The 18,723-nt window shown below is 55.6% G+C and carries 16 protein-coding genes; 5 read left to right on the plus strand and 11 right to left on the minus strand.

The window, feature by feature from the left end; all coding sequences use genetic code 11:
- Positions 1–112: 112 nt before the first annotated feature.
- From C5B91_RS19420 to C5B91_RS19465, 8 genes are all read right to left on the minus strand, one after another.
- Positions 113–724, minus strand: a complete 612-nt coding sequence (locus tag C5B91_RS19420; protein WP_115820150.1) for a hypothetical protein — start codon at positions 722–724, stop codon at positions 113–115.
- Positions 725–865: 141 nt separating this feature from the next.
- The gene (locus C5B91_RS19430) at positions 866–1,225 is read right to left on the minus strand and encodes a helix-turn-helix domain-containing protein (protein ID WP_115820149.1); all 360 of its coding nucleotides are present in this window, start codon (positions 1,223–1,225) and stop codon (positions 866–868) included.
- A 707-nt stretch (positions 1,226–1,932) separates the two neighbouring features.
- Positions 1,933–3,195, minus strand: coding sequence for a hypothetical protein (locus C5B91_RS19440; protein WP_199519548.1), 1,263 nt, complete (start codon positions 3,193–3,195; stop codon positions 1,933–1,935).
- Between the two features lie 335 nt (positions 3,196–3,530).
- Complete coding sequence (locus C5B91_RS19445; protein ID WP_115820146.1) at positions 3,531–7,538, minus strand: primase-like DNA-binding domain-containing protein; 4,008 nt, start codon at positions 7,536–7,538, stop codon at positions 3,531–3,533.
- Between the two features lie 69 nt (positions 7,539–7,607).
- Positions 7,608–8,660: a hypothetical protein gene (locus tag C5B91_RS19450; protein WP_115820145.1), complete on the minus strand. Its 1,053-nt coding sequence runs from the start codon at positions 8,658–8,660 to the stop codon at positions 7,608–7,610.
- A gap of 2 nt (positions 8,661–8,662) precedes the next feature.
- Entirely contained in the window at positions 8,663–10,567 is a 1,905-nt protein-coding gene (locus tag C5B91_RS19455; RefSeq protein ID WP_115820144.1) for a VirB4 family type IV secretion system protein, read from the minus strand.
- A gap of 2 nt (positions 10,568–10,569) precedes the next feature.
- Positions 10,570–11,619, minus strand: a complete 1,050-nt coding sequence (locus tag C5B91_RS19460; RefSeq protein WP_115820143.1) for a hypothetical protein — start codon at positions 11,617–11,619, stop codon at positions 10,570–10,572.
- Positions 11,616–13,337, minus strand: coding sequence for a hypothetical protein (locus tag C5B91_RS19465; protein WP_115820142.1), 1,722 nt, complete (start codon positions 13,335–13,337; stop codon positions 11,616–11,618). The genes C5B91_RS19460 and C5B91_RS19465 overlap by 4 nt, the downstream gene beginning before the upstream one ends.
- Positions 13,338–13,996: 659 nt before the next feature.
- Here C5B91_RS19465 and C5B91_RS22145 point away from each other — a divergent pair.
- Both C5B91_RS22145 and C5B91_RS19475 read left to right on the plus strand, forming a co-directional pair.
- Positions 13,997–14,146 carry a hypothetical protein gene (locus C5B91_RS22145; protein WP_158544188.1) on the plus strand — a complete coding sequence of 50 codons (150 nt, stop codon included), beginning with the start codon at positions 13,997–13,999 and terminating at the stop codon, positions 14,144–14,146.
- Positions 14,147–14,339: 193 nt separating this feature from the next.
- On the plus strand, positions 14,340–14,801 hold the full coding sequence (locus C5B91_RS19475; protein WP_115820141.1) for a hypothetical protein: 462 nt from the start codon (positions 14,340–14,342) through the stop codon (positions 14,799–14,801).
- A gap of 81 nt (positions 14,802–14,882) precedes the next feature.
- On the opposite strand, the gene C5B91_RS19480 is transcribed toward C5B91_RS19475, so the two are convergent.
- Entirely contained in the window at positions 14,883–15,269 is a 387-nt protein-coding gene (locus tag C5B91_RS19480) for a PIN domain-containing protein (protein ID WP_115820140.1), read from the minus strand.
- Positions 15,266–15,499: an antitoxin VapB family protein gene (locus C5B91_RS19485; RefSeq protein ID WP_115820139.1), complete on the minus strand. Its 234-nt coding sequence runs from the start codon at positions 15,497–15,499 to the stop codon at positions 15,266–15,268. The genes C5B91_RS19480 and C5B91_RS19485 overlap by 4 nt, the downstream gene beginning before the upstream one ends.
- 280 nt (positions 15,500–15,779) lie before the next feature.
- Here C5B91_RS19485 and C5B91_RS19490 point away from each other — a divergent pair, with 280 nt between their 5' ends.
- Both C5B91_RS19490 and C5B91_RS19495 read left to right on the plus strand, forming a co-directional pair.
- Entirely contained in the window at positions 15,780–16,250 is a 471-nt protein-coding gene (locus C5B91_RS19490) for a hypothetical protein (protein WP_115820138.1), read from the plus strand.
- Between the two features lie 412 nt (positions 16,251–16,662).
- The gene (locus tag C5B91_RS19495; RefSeq protein WP_115820137.1) at positions 16,663–17,043 is read left to right on the plus strand and encodes a MarR family transcriptional regulator; all 381 of its coding nucleotides are present in this window, start codon (positions 16,663–16,665) and stop codon (positions 17,041–17,043) included.
- A 109-nt stretch (positions 17,044–17,152) separates the two neighbouring features.
- Here C5B91_RS19495 and C5B91_RS19500 read toward each other — a convergent pair whose 3' ends face one another.
- A complete protein-coding gene (locus C5B91_RS19500) occupies positions 17,153–17,563 on the minus strand; it encodes a MarR family transcriptional regulator (protein ID WP_115820136.1) in 411 nt (136 codons plus the stop codon).
- A gap of 129 nt (positions 17,564–17,692) precedes the next feature.
- Here C5B91_RS19500 and C5B91_RS19505 point away from each other — a divergent pair, with 129 nt between their 5' ends.
- A complete protein-coding gene (locus C5B91_RS19505) occupies positions 17,693–18,241 on the plus strand; it encodes a hypothetical protein (protein WP_115820209.1) in 549 nt (182 codons plus the stop codon).
- Positions 18,242–18,723 lie beyond the last annotated feature (482 nt).

An 18,723-nucleotide genomic window follows, 5' to 3' on the forward strand; every position in this document is an offset into this window, starting at 1 on the left:
GATAAGCCGATTCTGTTGGCGTGACCACTCACTATCGTCGTGCGTCCGAACGTACTCGGCCCACTGTTTGATCATCGCACGCCGTTGCTCGGTATTCCGCCGATGATCGTCTTCAAATGTTTTTGAGTTCAGCATAGTAGTCCTCCACTCCAAGCTCGTTGACATACGTTTCGAGCTGCTCCGTGTTAAATCGTTCCTCGAAAGTCAGGTACAGGTGAAGTGCATCCTCGAAATCCTTTCCGCTGAGGCTGTCTGCGGCTTGCGCAAGCCGGAGTTTGTACGCGATTTGGAGTTCAAGCGGACTGATCTCGATCTGCCCTTCATCGAATGTCACCGTGAGGGGGTTCGCAAGGGCCTCACGCTCAACATCGTTTGAGACGAACCACGTCTCGAAGTTCGGGTACATCTCTCCTTCCTCAGCGATTCGGATCCGGCTGCCCTCGCTCAACATCGAATACATCTCATCAAGCGGCATCGCCATCCCCCAGTATCCTCGATCTTTGAGTTCCGTAACTAACTGTTCAGTCTCCGCTTCGGACAATGAATCCAGAATGACATCGATGTCTTCGGTTGATCGAGAACGCCCAGTGAGGATCGCGACGTACCCGCTAACGATGACGTAGGTAACATCGCAGGCGTCGAGGATCTGCGTGAACTCGAGTACATCTTTGTCGAGCTCTGAAAGCTCTCGTGAAACCGTGAGTGTGCCGTCACTGAGTTCCATCAGTTCTCTCCATGGAACCCCGATAAACTAAGCGCTGCGTCATCTGTGTCGGGACGCCCAGAACGAGCCTCGGGCGACCCCTCTCCGAGAGCGGATCGGTCCCCCAGACGACGTCGCCGTGTTCCCGGTCCTCGAACGCAGTCACTGTACATCTTCCATCTGGTCGGTCCGGAAATCCTCGAGACGCTCCTCGCCGTATTGTTCGGCTGCACTCTCATGGTGTCGGTGGAGCCGATAGGTCGACTGGAGCCGTTCCTTGTCGTCCGTGATCGCCCAGTACGGGCGCTTGTGCCGCACGAGACCGCGTTCCTTCAATCGTGAGAGGATCGCACTGACAGCGTCCGTCTCCAGCCCGAGTCGTTCGGCAATCGTCGCCGCCTTCCACGCCCGGTCGTCATTCTTGTCGAGGAACAGGACGATTCGCTCGGTGTCATTCCGTTCCTCGAATTCGTCGGCGTCAGCGTTTTCGAACTCATCTATATCGATAGTACCGCTCGACATAGACCAGTGTTGGGTTTGTTGGGACATAGTTGTTTGGTGTGTTTGTACGTTGGATGAGGGACTACCGTGTCCAGAAATGGGGAGAGGGTCACGCGGTTCGTGTCACTGTCTGGGTGTTCAACAGAAGACAGTGACACGAGACCGTCTTAACCAACAGAATCGAGATGGTGTTGCCTCTCGTTGGTTAAGATTGCCGATTGTAGAGTTGCCGCACCGGCTTCACACTGAACACGTCGCGCGCTTCAACAGGAACGCTGTGACTACGGTCGGTCGCGACCGAATCCGTCCGCGAAAGTCGGTCGATTAACTCGTTGCGTACAGACTCCCGGCTAATTGTCGTCTCATGCCACCCCAGACGTTCGTCGTAGTGTCGCTTGCGGAACGTCTCTGCAACGTCATCAGTTGCGATGAACTGCGTCCGTCTTGTTCCCCAAACATTCGATGAGACGTACTCTGCACCGACGTCCTCGTGAGTAAGTTCGACGAGGACGCACTCGACGAACGCGACAATCGAAGTGTGGTGGCGGTCGTTTGGGACAGTCAGTCGGAGGTTTGACCACGGGGAGTGGGACTGTTTCGAATCGTTCAGTGGTCTCTCGTTGCTACCTGCGTGTTGCTGTTGTTCAGAATGCATACGTTGTCTGCAGGGCACACCAATTGCCCCGTCACCCCTGACGGGGCTACAAAACGATGACGGCTATCAGATGTTACTCGGAGTTTCCGCTGAACAAGCGTCTCGTTCGGCTGGGTAGCGACGTATTGTCTGAGTTGTCTTCGCTGCCACTACTTTGGTGACCCTGTCCACGACCATCCTCGTCACTACGTGCCGAAGGCTCGGCACTGAGGTCCTCGACTTGCCTTTCGAGTGCTGCGATACGCTCGTTCTTCTGTTCAATCGTCACCTCAAGCTCGCTCACACGGGTAGACAACAATTGGTTCTTCTCGAGGAGATAGGCATTCTGACGGTCCGGTTCGTCAGTGCCCACGTCGGCGGTCTCAGGCTCTGTTTCTAGCTTCGACTGCGTCGATTCGTTTCTTGGACTGGGGTCGTAGTACTCCGACGTCGCCTGAATCGCTCGCTCAATGGTTTTCTCGCCGTACGTCGATCCGTCGGCGTAGTGCACCTCGTCCCATTTCGCTCGAAGGAGTCCCGATTGTCGGAACAGCGTGTCCATCTGTGTTGTGTCCCCGCCAGTCCAGAAGGCCAGCAGACAACACAGCGCCATGTCTGCTTCTGAGTTGCTGTCGTAGCCAGCGGTGTTCCCGTTCCACAGGCGTTCGAACTTCGAGCCGTTCGAGGCGTTCTTTGCTTTCTTCAGTAACTCGTCGTCTTCGAGGTCAACTGTGGGTGTGGTCGCGGTGCTAGTATCGTCCCTGACGCTCGTATGTTCGTCACGGTCGGGTTCTTTGTTCTCTGAGTAGAGTTGGACATATTCACGATGAATCGCTTCGAGCGCGTCCTGTCGGCGTTTGACGTGTCCAGGCGTGTCGTCGACGCGGTCACCGGTGACGGTGAAGAAGCGAGCGGTGTCGTACAATTCGATATGTCCACGTCGGTTCCGGCCTTCGAGGAGTTCTCCTTTGATGAGCACGTGGTAGCCCGTTCCTGAGGGTGAAATTTCTGTGTAGGAATCGAGTCGCTCGATGATGTCCTGTGCGTCGTCGTCGACGTCACCGGTCTCTGGGTTTCGGCAATCGTCCAGGTCGACGCCGACGATTGGGTCTTCTTCGGTGAACACGAAGCCGATTCCATCTGCGTTCCTGTTGGTCACGAAGTCGAGTGCTGTTTCGAAATCTGACCATGTGTCTGGGTCTGTCGACGATGCGAATGAGCCCTCGCCAGGGACCACTGGAATCTTCGTTTGCTTCCCGTCTCGTTTCTCGCTTCGCCAGCATACCCACTGGTCTCGTTCGACGAGTTCTGGTGGGAGTTCTTCCTGTGTCATGAATTTGGTAGTTTCTTTCGTCATTGGTTCACTTCCTTGGTGGCCGCGCCCCTTTTGGCGCCAGAAAAATCTCTCTGCGTTCGCTTCGCTCACTTGCACCGGCATACCCCCCATCTATACTAGTTGCTTTTTGCGATGCGAGATTGCTAAAACCGCGGGTAGAAGCGCTATATCGCAATCCTATCGCATATATCGCATTCTTCGAGATGGGCGTCTCTGATATCGCATAGCGATATTGGGGGGAACACCGCCACGTCTTGCGGTTTTGCTGATTTTCCTGTATCGAACGCTGTGTTTGTCGTAACGCCCGCACTGAATGCAGTGCAAGCGGAATAGAAGCGCTGTACCGTGCGATTTCGCTATTCACCAATTTCCTCCGAATCGCGGAGTGAAATCCCCAAATAGTAGACTGTCGACTCACCATCTGGGTGCCTCGTCTCCCGTTCAAATTCTATCTGATTGCTGAGACGACGGCCAAACCAATTCTTCGAATCGACGGTTGCGTTCCGTTTCTCAGCCCACGTTTTGTACTGCTCATACACGTCTGCTGACTTGACTGCATTCCCTTCATCGACCACTAAACACTCCTTCGCAAACTGTTCGGCGACGAGGTTGGGATCATCTCTCCAACCCGCATCAAGATCGGGAACAGTCGCATCACCAGTCTCCTCGGATTCGGTTGGCTGTTGGTCGTTAGCAGAGACAACCGACGTATCGAGAAGGGTCTCAAGTGGCTTTGTAGAGGTGTTCTCATAGATGACCGGTTCGTCATTGTCACGGAGAATGACGATTGCATAACTGTCTGTGCCGTACGTCGGGTTCGTCAACTCCGCTGCAGGGATGAACGGCTTCTTGATTGTCACCCAATCAGCCTCGAGTGCGTCCTTCGATTCGTAGACGTGAATCTCGCCACGCTCATACACGAGATACTCCTCCACCGGGTGGTCGTAGCTGTAGGTTGCAGGCACACGGTTCTTGCTGACTTCGTCCCACGAAGCAAGACGGAGATGTTCTGTGCCACTGCCATCGCAGAGAACGATTGAACCACCTTCTCGGGTCCACACAGAACGTCTTGTATCATCCTCTCCGCTTGGAGGCCGGACTGCCGTTACACCACCCTCTTCGGTCGCACCTCCGTTGAACGTCAACGGCGAGTCGTGCGTATAGAACCGCGTCTCACCGTTCGCGAGCTGGCGAACTGGAGGCGAGAGGACTCGGTCGAGCCGCTCGGCCCAGTAGGTCTCTGTCTCACCTGGTCGAACCACAAAGAGCGGAACTGCGTTCTCTTCTTGAGCCTTCTGGAGGTTCGTAAGTACCTTCGCTGGGTTCTTTGGGGTTGTCGTCTCGGCTTCGATTGCGAGCGGAGCTTCGAGGTCTGGATGGGTCGCTCTCGCGTCCGGTTTCTCACTGCCGTCTTGGGTGAGAATCGAGACGGTGAAGCCCAACGGCGACAGCGCCTGTTCAATTTCGAGGAGTGCATCGTCGTGGCCCTGTCCACCAGCAGATCGCACATCACCCGTATTGGGTGCGGCTACGGATTCACCCGCCTCTGTAAGTCGGACGATGAGTTCGTCAGCGTCGATATCGACCGTGGTGTCGAGCAAGCGTGAGCGCTTGCGAATCTCGGTGAGTTCCTCGTAAGCGGGTGGCTCTGCCTCGACTCGCTCGTACAACTCTCGGAGTGTCCCGTCGACCGTCTCGACACTCACCCATTCGTTATCGTCGGAGACGCCATGGCGGAGTTGCACACTCCGGACGGTCTTCGCGATAGCGACGTCCAGATCATCAGTGTGGACATCAAGCAACTCGCCTAATTCATCGGGCGTCCTCGCCGTTGGATCGCTTGTGTCTCGCGGAACGCCGAACTCTTGCTGCGTCCGTTCATGTACGCGAGAGAGCGCATCTTGTAATCGCTGTTCCTCATGTGCTGAAAGCGGCGACTCACTCTCGGGATGTCCCGCTGGAATCGGGAGTGGTTCGATGTTGAACGGATACGGACCCGTCTTGCCGAACGTCGGGCTCGGCAGCTGGGCAATCCACTCACCTCGTGGGAGCGACCCAATCCGATTGGCGAATTCTTCGGGGGATAACTCCTCGAAGGCCATCGCATTCGCCAACTCGCGATCGACCTTGATCTTCCCGACGAGCAAGGTCCCGATGTTGTTGAGCAAGTTGAGATAGAGGCGTCGGCCCCCCTCGGCTTGCATCTGTTCGGGGAACTGCATCGCCAGTCCAACCGAGAGCCGGAAGCTACGGCCTTTCTCAAGGAGATTGTTGAGGACCGGAGAGGCGGCCACAGACGCTGCCTCGTCGATCATGAGGTTGATTACGTAGTCGTCGGGGCGTTGGGTCAGGTCGTCCTCGTGGGTCCGCAGCGCGTCTTCTAACATCGTGAGGATGAGTCCGGTCAGGATTTTCGCCGACTCGTCGCTTAGCCCCCCAAGGTCGAACAGAATGACCTGGTTACTATCGAGGATATCTCTGAAGTCGAATTGCTGAGCGGTATTATCAAAAATTCGCCGAAGGTTGGGATTCAACGTGACGTACCCAAGACGATTGGTCAGCCCATCAAGGACGTTCGAGAATGTGGTCTGATCCATCGAGACCCTCCGACGGAGTTCACGCCGAGCGGCAACGTCGGTCGTCTTTGGGAGGGCGTCCTCGTTCGGATGTGGTGGGCCGGCCGCTCTGAGTTGGTCTGAGACATGTTCGAGTTGTTCGTGACCGAAGTAGTCTGTGTGTTCTCGGTACGTGCCATTCTCACGGCCGTATTCCTCGTCGAACAGTGCAGTGATGAGTGACTGGATGAGGATTGGAGTGGTGGTTGCGCTGCGAACGACGTCTTTCCCCACGACGAGTTCGAGGATTTGCTGGTACTGGTCAGCCTTGCGCTTGACCGCGTCTATCCGTCGTACGCCACGCGAGAGCGCCGGTCGGAGGTCGAAAAACGAAAACCCAGGCAAGATCTCGGGGACTGGGAAATACAGCACGTTCTCCTCGAGATCGTCCATCCCGAAGCGCCGCCCATGGGCTCGCATGTAGTTTGCTGCCAACCCGTCGCCCTTGTGGTCGAGGACGATAACCGGGCCATCGGTGTTAGAATACGCCGAAAGGATGTCGTTGAGCAGGGCTTTTGATTTCCCGCCACCAGTGGTTGCGGCTCGAAGATAGTGTGTGACCAGCGAAGAGGGTGGGATACACACCGGGGTGTCTTCGGGCGTGCCGTTTTCGTCGACGGGGTACCCAATCGTCATCCCCTCGCGCAACCTCGCCATGTGGTCGTGGTGTGGCAAAGGCAGCGAACTCTGACTCTCCTGTTCAGAGCGCGTTCGTCGTGCGCCTTCGATGCTCAGCTCGTTACCAGACGGGATGGTGATGAACTGCGCGAGTTCGTGGCCATTACAAATGAAATGTGGTGTGGTTTGCCCTCGACTCGTCTCGAGGTCTCGATTGAGCAGTCGATCGAACGTGTTGCGTGCGTGTTTCCGTTTCGTGGTTTCACGACGGCCGTTGTCTCGGAGGCGTTCACGCTCCACCTCGTAGAACTCCCCACCAATCGAGTCGAAGACCGTTTTCAGGTCATCAAGTTGGGCATCGACCACCGATTCATCTGTGTCGGTCGGCGGAACGGCGACAGCCCGGAGATTGACGGTGAACGTTCGACGTGGGTTCTTGTCACCGAGTTCTTCGAGACGTTGAGTTGTGGCGTCGCTCAAGTGCTCTTTTTTCTCAGCAAGCGTTCGCGTGTCGGTGAAGACGGTGCTGATGGCTTTGTCTATCCGGGTATCCGTCTGATTCTGGAGATTGAGCTTCCGATTCTCGGCTTTGGGTGACCAATCAGGCTTGCGCTGAAAGAGAACCTGGAAGACAATTGGGGCTTCGACGTCGGCGAGTTCGTCGACGAGTGAAACGAGCGGGAGTGGCAGAGTATCGTCTGCGAGTGGTGACTCGGGTTCGTCCCGAGTGAGCAGCATCATCCAGTCATCCTTCCGCATGCTCGACCCTTGCCACCGCACGCCTCGTGGCGAAATATCGTCACGAGTCAGCTCATCCGAGACGAGTTTCGACTCAACATCGAAAGACTCCCGCGAGAGGTCGAACGATGACGGGTAAATCCGTGTAAGCCGTTCTTCGAGTGTGTCGAGATGAGTGTCAGCACCGTAGTAGAACTCAACTGGCTCATCGGTCCCCTCACTCAAAACGAGGAACTCAAACGTCGGTAGCGGAGTCGAATGCAGCGGGTTCAGCCGCTGTAAGAACGAGGGCTGCTCGGCTGTGAGCTTGTGCAGACTCTCAAGTGCGGGGGGAATCCTGTTGGTCTGGAGTGACTCAGAGGTTTGGGTGACTCGAATGTACTCACGGGTCATTCGAGGACGCCTCTCCGAGTGGAGTCTACGGCAGCGTGACTGTCTGGGTGGTACGGCTGGCTGACTGGATTAGTTGTCGTCATTGTCGCGAATACGGAAGATCTCAAGCAGGCGGTCCTGCGCGGCGATACACTTGTCTCGAAACACCCGGTCGTGGGGCAGTCGTGCGATGATGTAGGCGGTACTCACGGTCGGTGTGAGTGCTGTGAGGAGTGGTGTCGTGAGCGTCGGTAGTGAGGCTGGGGGACCGACGGCAACAGCTGTGAGTGCGAGGACGAATCCATAGCGAGCTGGGAACTCCCACAACTCACGTCGGGGTTCCCAGACCATCCGCACGAGGTCTAGCCGGAGTGCGTCTTTGATCTGGTAGGCGATGCCCAACGACCCAACGAACCAGAGGATTCGCGCCCCGAATCGTCGACCCGTTGGTGCGTCGCCGACCGCGACAAGGATGAGTACAACTGCACCGTATAAGCCGACTGCAGTGTAGACGGCGAGGGCGTACCACTTCGGCGGATTCCACTCGCCAGCCCAGCCCGTGGGGTCGTTGCGCTCACGCTCAGCAATGTGGGCGAAGTAGACTATTCCGAAAAGACCGGTGAACGCCCACGCGAGTGTGGATATGGACGTGTAGCGTACTGCAGTGATCGTTGTAATCGACTGGTCGAACCACTGCATACCCGTGTCTGTGGAAACGAACAGCGTACCGACGACTGCAGCAATCGGGGGGATGAGGAGAAGTATCCCGACGAGAAGGAGTGCGAGAACCCCGAGGCGACGGGCGAAGAGGAAACGTGCTGTTGGGTCGCTGAGGTAGTCGCGGATAGTGTTAGGCAGGTCTCGGGCTTTGCCGCGAAGTGAGGTGGGTGGCTGTGGCTGCTCTGCTGCACGCTTCTTTCGGACGGCCTCCTTCCAATCATCACGCTCTTCGCAGTCACGGCAGAGGACCACGTGATTCTCGACGGTGAAGACGTTACCATCCAATAGAAGGACGTTAAAATCTCCAATGTCGTTGCCATCGACAACCTTCCCACAGGCTTCACAGTGAGAACTCTCTCTCCCCAGAGCCTGCTGAAATGATTCGAGCATTTCGTAGTCTGGCGGGGGATTATCGTCCGGCATAGCTACATCCCGCGACCGTTGTTTTGAGTGCCGTCAGGCATCTCGATGAGTTGTGCCTCTTCCTCTAGGGCGGTTACCTTGACCGGGAAGGTTCCCTCATCCTCAACCGAAACAAGTGCGTGGCTATATCCGCGGTCTCGGTCGCCGGGCTTTGCGTTACGGATGAACTCTGCCTCACGAGACGTCAACCCGAGTTTCGCGCGATTCTCTTCGGACAGGCCGGGAAGCCGGTAGAGAATCTTCATCGAACAGTTGTTGGCAATGGTCTCCGCTCGGGGGTGAACAAAGAAGTCCTTGAGTTCCTGGGTGATGAGGTGGATGCTCAAGTCATAGTGACGAGAGTGTCGCGTAGCACGGTCGAGCCACTGCAGACTCCCCTCGTGTTCCATGAGATAATGTGCCTCGTCGACGGCGAGGATGACGCGCTTGTCCGTCTCCTTAGCTCGCTGGTAGACGTTGTCGAAGAGCAACTGCATCATCAACGCAATTTCACGGTCCGCCTCACCTTGCTGGAGGTCAAGATAGACGACCTTCTCACCGGAAATGTTGACCTCGGTCTCCCCAGCGAGGTTTGAGAACTCGCCATTACCCATGAATGGGCGCATCGCCATTCGAAGGTCGGCGGCGCGTTCCTGCCATTTCTCGACTTCCAATTTGGTTGGGTCAGCTGCGTCTGTATCGACCGAATCGAGGAACGCTGCTGCGTCCTCTGCAATCTCGGCGAGAATCGAAATCACATCGCGAATCGTCGGACTCGTATTGCCGTGTGTGGAAGGGTCGGACGTGATTCCGTTGCGGCGATAGGCTTCTCGGACAGTAGTCCCGAGGACGGCGCGTTCTTTCTTGTCAAGGCCGTTGCCGACGTGAGCGAAGAACGTATCGAAGAAGCCCATGACACTGCTGAAACGCTGACTGAACGGGTCGATGTCGGGGACGTCACGCAGGACGTGTGCTGGTGTCTTCCTGATTTCGAGCGGGTTCAATCCTCGTGACCCACCAACCACGATGTGTTCGCCATCGAGGGCATCGGAGAGACTGCGGAAGCCCTCCAGTGGGTCGATCATGATGAGAATCGTGTCGGGATCCTTTGCGAGTTGACGTAGGTTCAGGAGCTTCGTCCCGAACGATTTTCCAGATCCAATCTTCGCTGCGGTGAGGATATTGTAGCCGTTCTGCCGGTCGAAGCGATCCATAACGACCGGGGCGTCAGTCGTGGCGTGGTAGCCGACGAGCACACCGCTTTCTTCGATGAGGGTACTCGCAGAGAAGGGGAATAACGCACCAGCAGCTTTGCCTAACATCGGCGTCGTCTGTTGGAGCGTGTCCTTTGCAATCGGACTGTTGCTCACAAGGCCCTCGTCTTGAGTGTAATCAACGGACTTCGTGACCAGACGCTTCTTCATCAACTCCGACTGAAGTCGGGTGGTCGTCTCTTTGACTTCCTTGTTCGTATCCCCACGGATAGTGAGGTAGACCGCGACCTCGAAAACCCGCTGTGAGCCATCGGTGAGTTGGGCAAGGACCTCTTTGTGCTCTTGGAGTCGACGTTGGGTCGCCCCCAGTGAGACTCCACCACGCTGTTCTTTCTCTCGCCTTGTTGCATCGAGATCCGTGATTGCACGCTCGAATTGCTTGATTGCCTGCTCCGACTCACGAGGACTGGCGTGAATGGAGATGTCGATATCGGCACTCGGGTGCGTCGTGAGCATATCGAGTAGCCCGGGCGTTGCTGCTGCTGGGAAGTCTGCGAAGAACAGTGTCTTCGCCCAGCGGTCACCCGTCTGTGTGATGTCGGATTCGAGTTTGATGCTGGAGGGTGCAACGTTTTGGGCGTGCACTCGAATCTGGTCATCCTCAGTATCGTTGGCTTCGAGACTGGTGAACCGCTCGATGAGGGTTTTGAGCATCTTCAGAACCTCCCCGAATCATCGCCGGTCACGACGGGAATCGAACGAACCCGCTCATTTCGTTGGCCCTCACTCGGTCCGTAGTGGGTGCGTTCGCCACTCCAGTACTCTTCGAGCAGTGCCGAGAGTTCGTCGGCTGAAACACGTTCAGCGTCACAGCCTTCGAGGTCACGGATACCGCTCTCGAGCGCCCGGAGGCGTCGTCCCAGTTCTTCTTTCTGTCGCTCGCGGATTTCCTCGTGTGTGAGCTGAGTGCTTTCGGCTCCAAACACCCGAATGAAGCCACCAATTACGGGGACTTCACACAGTTTCGCCAGTGCACCACGATCAGCCAGTTGTACTTCACGGATGCTGACGGGGATTAAGATGTGATACTCCCGGACACAGGTTCCACGGCTCTCGAACTCCGCCGGGAACCGCTCGCGATAGACACGAATTATGTCTCCAAGAGCTGGGTTGTCGACGACGTCCGAATCGTCTAGCCGTTCACGATAGCCAGCAGTGATTCGATCAGGTTCAACGGGTCGGGCAGTCGAGTGAATCTGGAAATCAAAATCTAGTGCGTTCAGCACACTTCCGAAGGAGTTGGCCATCGCCTCCCACTCTCTATCAGTAGCGAGTGAGAGATTGGCTGGACTCACGCGAAGTGCGGCGACGAGATGACCATCGGTACGCTCAACCAGATTCGAGACTGGCAGAAATCGCTTGACTTGCGTAAGCGAGTCGGTCTGTTTGGCGGGTGTTTCAGCGACTGCGGTTTTAGTGTGCTCTGCTCGTGAAAACATAATCATATCCGCCAACCACTGCTGTGGCGACTTGTGAGACGGCGTCACGAAAATGAACCCAGCGGTCAACAGCAGGATTCCAATCGTCGCGAGGAGACCGCCGATGTTCAGCCATTGGGGAGTTGCAAGCAGAATGAATCCACAGACAACCCCAGCCGGGAGGAATAGCTTCAGGTCGTTGAGACTGTAGTCGATTTCGATGCCGAAGATCTCGTCACTCGTCCCGAACTCGTCGAGGATTCGTCGTGGCGTGTCGCGGTGGCTCATTCGTTCTGCCCCCGCGTGTTGAAGACCGTTTCTCGGCTCTCAGTAGTCTGTTGGGCGTATGAGTACGGACCACCGTAGCGTTCACTCTCTACGGCTTCACGTACATCATAGAATTGTTCGTCCTCCGCACCCTGAAGAAGAATTGTCTTGTCTGGGTATGCTTTGTCGAACCGTTCGTAACCTTTGTCTAGAGTCCAATCACGATTCGAACTCGTCCCACCCACACCTTTGAAATCGCCGTCAGAGAGGAAGTACCCCGCTCGGTACTCCTGCTCACTATCCAACTCGGATCGTGTTGCAACCTTATTGAGAGATACATTCGAAGGTATCCGCGAGTCGCTGAAGAAGCCCCCCGAAGTACCAGATGAACTCGAGGCACTCGAAGCACCCAGACTCACCGTCTCAGAACCACTCCGAGTAAGCCCACCTGAAGGGCTGCCCAGCGCACCAACTGCACTGGATGCAGTCGAACCAGCCGCTCCAGTCGAACTCGCGTTGTCGCTGGAGAACGGCGAGCCCACTATTGGATCTACACGCGGGCTAGAGGCGGCTGAACTCGCAGCACTCGTTGCTGCACTACTTGCTTTCCCCACCTTACTCGACGCACTCGCCAGGGTTGTCGCCGACACAGCGCCGAGAACGCCGGCGGCCATCGACGAAAGCGGACGCATCGAACGCATGCCGACGAACAACATAATCGGCGACAGGAGTGCAATCACCCACAGACAGAGCGTCAACAGCGCATAGACACCGAGGCCAGGGACAATCGACGCTGGGCCGGGCATGGCACTCCGAGCGGCGTTGATAATGGGATATCCAAAGCCCAGCACGAGTGCTGTCGGGAACGGCAAGAACGCGACGGTGACGAACAGGTCACGCCCAATCTGGCCAACCCTCGAGACGATGCTCAGTGGGCCGAAATCGACCAATGAAAGGGCGATGAAAATCGGGAGTGCCGGGGCGAAAATGAATACTGACACCCACGAGAGGCCGAACACGAGCGCGATCAGGAGGAACAACACACCCGACGACAGCCACACGAGGATGATTCCAAGGCCTGCGGCGGCGCTATTCCCACCAATCGAGCCGAGGTCGGCTACCAGGTCAGCACCATCGGGGGCAACCGCGAGGATCATGCCCTGCGAGAGATGCAAGACGACGGCTGCCCAGATCCACGAGGCGAGGATGAAGAACAACCCAAACCACCCCTTTTGTTGAAGTGTTTTGCTCCGGTGGGCTGCAGCCGAGCCACCAGGGAGGATCGTCGTCAGTCGCAAGAGAACCATCCCAAAGCCCCACAGGGCAAGACCGATAGGCAGCCCTTTTGTGAACCACATATCGTAGGCTGTCCCCATCGGGGCGTTCGTGGGTCGGTCGACGAGTTCCATCTCACCGTCTTGGAGAGGGACCGGGCGAGAGACGAGGAACTCGACGGACCACTCGGCGACGTCGCGAGCGAATTCGAGGAAGGCCTGTGCGATGGCTCGAATCGCATCGATGAAGCCGTTACACACCTGTCCACTGACAGGGTCGATGCCGCTACAGTAGCCTGCGTCTTCGGTATCATCGCTGTTCTCGTCACCCGTGGTCGGTTCGGGAGTGGTTCCGAGCTGCGCATGACTCGCTGGGGTGTCAGCGACGGCGAGGATGGGAACCACTCCAGCGCTCACGACGAGCGTCAATACAACCAGCACTGCGAGACGTGCGTTGTGTGCCATAGAAGAGAGACTCCGTGTGAAGTCCTCTCAGAAGAAGGGAACGAGACTGATACACTCAGCCGTCGACGTCCCCGTAAAGCCGATGAACATCTCGATGACGACCGCAAACAGCGGCGTTGTCACCGCGCTCATACCAGCCCGGTTACGCCAATTTTTGAACGTTTGAACCGACTGCGGGTCCTTCGGGAAGGCCGCAGCAGTATGGAGAATGTACGAGAGGATTGCGGCCCCGATCATGAGCGTACCCACGACCAGTGGGGCTGCTTGATTGATCGTCTCGGCAAGTGGGGTCCCACAGATACCACTACCGACGCCCTCCTGGGCAGCGGCAGTCGTACTCATGGTGACGGCGATTAACCCAGCGGTGACGAGTGCGCGGCGACTGTATTTTAGCATATTTGACACGGGCGACGTTACGGTCAGTGAATACATGTCCGATATTTTAAAATCGTGCGTTTCAGTCAATCTAAAAGCTATTTTCCTAGACATTATGTCAGATTCTACCTAGGCGATGGGAATTATACTATTAGTATTTTTTGGCTAATTTTCAAACGATTGATGGGTGTGATGACCCAATACTTTTGTAGTAGTTATTGACAGTCTTAGAACGCTATATGACACGTCCAAATGCGGATATTCCGGAGGGAGTTCACGGGAGTATGAAGGAGCTCGGCAAGATGTACGGGATCTCGACTGAAGAGGCCTATATTTTAGCTGCGAAAGTGCTGTTGAATCTTGAGTCAGGGATTGAGTACAATCCGGATGGCGAGCTCGTCGATACGTTCCTCGAGAAGCACGCTAAGAGATAAGACGAGAGACGAGTGGTGAATCGTTGGACTCACGAAGAGTTCCGAGGTGGCGTCCCAGCAAGCTTCCACCCTCCAATTGGACATCGACATTTCCATTCACGCCAGCCCTCGCGAGTCGGGGCAGCAGTTTATTGGACAAATCATCGTTTGAACCACCAGTAGGACCTTACAAGCCTGTGTCATACAGAGGCGTATGAATCGTCGTACCCTCCTCGGTGGGCTGGGCGGGTTGCTCGCCACGGCGGGGTGTATCGGTCAACTCACACCTGGGTCTGCTGCGATTGAAAGCAAGGAGTTGACCGCATACGACCCCGATGACACCTTCTACGACGAAGCACCTGGAGTGCGTGACCCCCCGAAAATCGCCTTTGTGGAAGCCGAGACACAAGTCCGTGTCACTGGGAAACTGTTCGTCGGCTCAAGTGCCTGTAATAAGGCTGTGCTCAAAGAAGCCAGCTACAACCGCAATACCGACACGCTCCGTCTAACTGTCGGTAGTGGCGAGAAAGAGACTTCTGGGAACTTCTGTACCGGAGACGAGAGCAGTGACGCCTATCGCGCCATCACCACCTTCAGAAACCAATTGCCCCAGACAGTCGTCGCTACCGAGGAAGACGGTGGCACCAAAACCACCGCACATCCCAACGGTCAATAATGAGTGCAGTGGCTGGCACGAGTCAGGTCAGCAAAAAGGCAGACAACACAAGCTTCCGGTAGCGGAATTATTCTGAGCAGGTCAGTATTCCTCGACTTCTATGCCGTACCGCTCGAAGTCGTCCACGTTCCGAGTAACGACGGGTTCCCCCTCAACGGCAGCTGTCGCCGCAATGACCGCGTCCCCTTTCTTGCGCTTGTACGTCGACGGGTCCAGTGCTCCGATCATACGGCCGGTTCTCTCAGCGATTCGCGAATCCATGTCGACGCGGGGGACTCCACCCAGAATCCGACGAATCTTTGTTTCTTCCTCCGGACCAGTGTGGGCCTCAATTCCGATATACAACTCCAGTAGGACCATCGTCGGGAGTTTCAGAACGGCCCCATTGCTCTCCAACTCGTCCAGCTTCTCGTGTGCTTCCGGGAGGTTGTCGATCAAATCGAGAATAAATGCTGTGTCAAGAATCATTTGAACCGCTCTGCAACCTCCTCGACCTCCTCTGCGTCCTCCTCGTCGGCATCTTCGATTGTCTTCCGCATCTCGTCGACCTGGTCGCTGTCGAGAATCCCACCGAGTTCGTGCAGCGACGGCGCTCCTATGAGCCGGTCGATAGCCTCTGACATCGTTTCATCTTCTCGTTTGTGCGCTTTCACCCGCTCATAGACGTCGTCGTCAAGTCGGACCGATTTCGTCCCCATGTGTATACGGACGTATACAGGCGGTATCAGTCTTACCCGTCTCAGAAAGACCGACGACCGCTCAAACCCGACTCAATTCACTGGAGCGTGACAAAAAACGCGTACTGAATAGAGAGGGTACATTTCGCACAGTCGTACCTCGATTTTCTCAATTGCTGTGGAATATGCCTGAGACATACAACGTTCACCACACGTTCAGAGACTGCGATGCTTGTTGACTGACTACCGTCACTTCGTAACCCGAAATACACAAGCACGACCTCTGAGTGCTGAACTACCAATGGAGACCGAGCAGATACAAACGTCTCGCCCGTATGGAGAAACTCGGCTCGTCACCGCATTCCAATGGGCTGTCACAGCTGCACTCTTGTACTTCACCGCCGGGAGTGGCCTTGTTCTCCTCGTGAGTGCTGTGACCAGTTGGTCACCAACCGAACTCGTCCTCAGGAGTCCGCAACTCCTCCAGTTGCTATTCGTGTTCGTAGTCTCGATCGGCCTCGTCAGTGGTGCCTACTGGCCGGTATTCAATGGACAAACGAAGGCGCGTGAGGTGGCGTTGTACGCCCCTCGACGAAAGAGTGCCATGATGTTGTCTGGCGGTCTCGCGCTATACTGGTTCCCCTCACTCTGGAAGGTCATTACAGTCACAGACTTATTGCAGAATATGTTCGTGGCTGGCTCTGCAATCCTCATCTGTATCTATATGCATGCGTACGATGTGGGCGGCAGCGATAGTTGGTTTTCGGAATAATACTCTTCGCCTACCCGTTGTTCAATCTGTACGGTGCCTGACCCATATAGTAAAAAGGAGTGCGATGGATCTGGGGTAGTTGGTGTGTACTAGTTTTACTGGCAATAGTGGTGTGTCTGACAGAATATTCGAAGAGTGGCGAGAGTATCTAGCGAGGAGACTGTTGAAAGCCAGAGACGACACAGTATCCGTATCGATAGACGTTGTCAGGTGTGAAAGCCTACTTCTTGGCCTAGGAGTTCCCTGCTAAATTGTCGAGGAGATTCAAGACGCAACGGAACTCAATTCCAGAGAACTATGGGAACCCGAACTGATTCTGGCGGGGACAGTAAGACCTCGCAGAGGCTATCGGCCTGTTCAGCCTATAGAAACACACCAGTATACCAGTTGGGGCCATCTACACCAACAAACCATGACCGAAAATACACTCACCGTCCGCGTCGAATCGAGCGACGAGTTCTTCGACCGTGCACTCGAAGCCGCAGCGAAAGTCGACGCTGGTGAACTGACTGATGGCCACACTGGCGTCTCACTTCAGGACGAGACTACACTTGCACGTGTTCTGAGCGAAAAGAATCTCGATCTCATCCGGGCTATTGCCCGCGAAGAGCCACAGAGTCTCCGCGAACTCGCGCGTCTCGTCGATCGTGATATTAAGAACGTCTCGAAAGCGATCAACGACCTCGCTCAACTCGGACTTGTCGAGTTTAAGCAGGATGGCCAATCAAAGCGGCCGGTTGTCTGGTACAGCAAAATCCACGTTGAGTACGACCTTGGCGTTGGAAGTAGTTGAGGCTGTTTTCAGCGCCAGGGCACACCGAATTTCCATTGTAAGTCATAGAACTTGCTACTATGAGGGATTACTCGATGAACACCAGTTTTCCGTTTCGACATCCACCCTACTAGACTTCTGGACGGGGCGCGTTCTCGTACTTGACCATCTTCTCGGGCTTATCGGAGATGGTCTCGTAGATCTGCTGGAGCGTCTCCTCAGCGGCGAGCAGATTGTGTTCCTCAAGGAATGTTCGACCGTCCTCAGTCAGGCCGTAGAACTTCCAGGGATAGCCCTGTCGGCGCTGGTCGTCGTCAAGTGCAACTTCTTTGACGATGCCGGCGTCGATCAACTTCTGGATGTGCTTGTAGACGGTGGCATCGCTGACGCTGGGGTTGAGCTCCTCGAGTTCGTACATCGAAGGCAGCTGCTTGGGATGCTGCAGGATGTTATTGACGAGCGCGAACCGCGTCTGCTGGGTGACGAAATGGATGAGTTCACGGGACCTCTCCCCGCCAGCAGTTCCCAGATCGGTACTCATACATCACAGTTCACACTCTGACGCAAAGTAGTTTACCCTTGAGTAAATCACTCTGAGGTAAACCAAAATGGATCTGAATGAGTAAATTACTTCATAAACCGTATTACTCGTCCGAGAGAGGAACCATATATGCCCGATGAGGAGTCGCCCGTCCCTGAAGAGGTCCTCACGAGTGCGAAGGAGCAACTCGATGAGGAAGAGATCTCACTGGCGGACAACGAAGAAATCCTCCACGCACTGAGCGAGTTGACACCTGTCTACGAGAACGACCGTTCGTACTTCGTACTCGGGAACTACGACCGGGAACCAATTCGTCGGCTGAACCTCGTAGTTGACCGTCTCAACCGACGCACTGACGCGTACGCCTTCCGGATGGTCGATATTCGGGGCGAGTGGGATAATAGCATCCAGAAGTTCTGCCTGATTGCCGATATCGTAACGTATCTTGTTGGTGTCGCTGAGAAGGACCCGAGCGACTTCCTTGTCGAACAGGGACTACTCGTTGGTACGACTGAATACTTCTCGAAGAGCCACGTCCTCAAGCGGGAGTATGAAGACGAGGAGCATCCGTTCGGATGGATGCAGGACGGCGTCTTCGAACTGTTCGAACAGGAAGGTCGACTGTACCGATGGTGGACCGAAGAGGACCTTGTTGACGTGACCAAGGAACTCCCGTGACGAGGAACGGAATCACCATTCTCGACCGAATTACTCGGAGCAGGGCGACCCAAACTGTCCGAGAAGCAGTTGCAAAGCGAGATGACTTGCGGCTGTTTGGTTTAGATGACATAGCCAATAACGTGTAACTCACAGCTCTTGGAAGTCTGAAGTGCAAGTATCCGAATGGTTCACCAATTATTCTCGGTGGCACTCGAATCGACCAAACAACTTTGCTGTGGCACCGTGTGGACACTACTGGAGACAGACTGTGTCACATGCGTCTCCACAATCTCCCCATGACGAGTGATTCGACGACGCTTGGTCGATGTCCTGATTGCGGTGAAGAGATTGAGGCATACCAGTCGATAATTGAGTTCGAAGATGGCAATGGGTCAACTGGCGTTTTCGCTGAGTGCTATTCCTGCGACGAGGTCGTCCGACCAGAGTGACGAACTGGCGCTACTTGTTCACGAGGAAGTCTAGGCTTGCGTCCGGATGTT

Source organism: Haloferax sp. Atlit-10N (assembly GCF_003586325.1).
Lineage (GTDB): Archaea > Halobacteriota > Halobacteria > Halobacteriales > Haloferacaceae > Haloferax > Haloferax prahovense.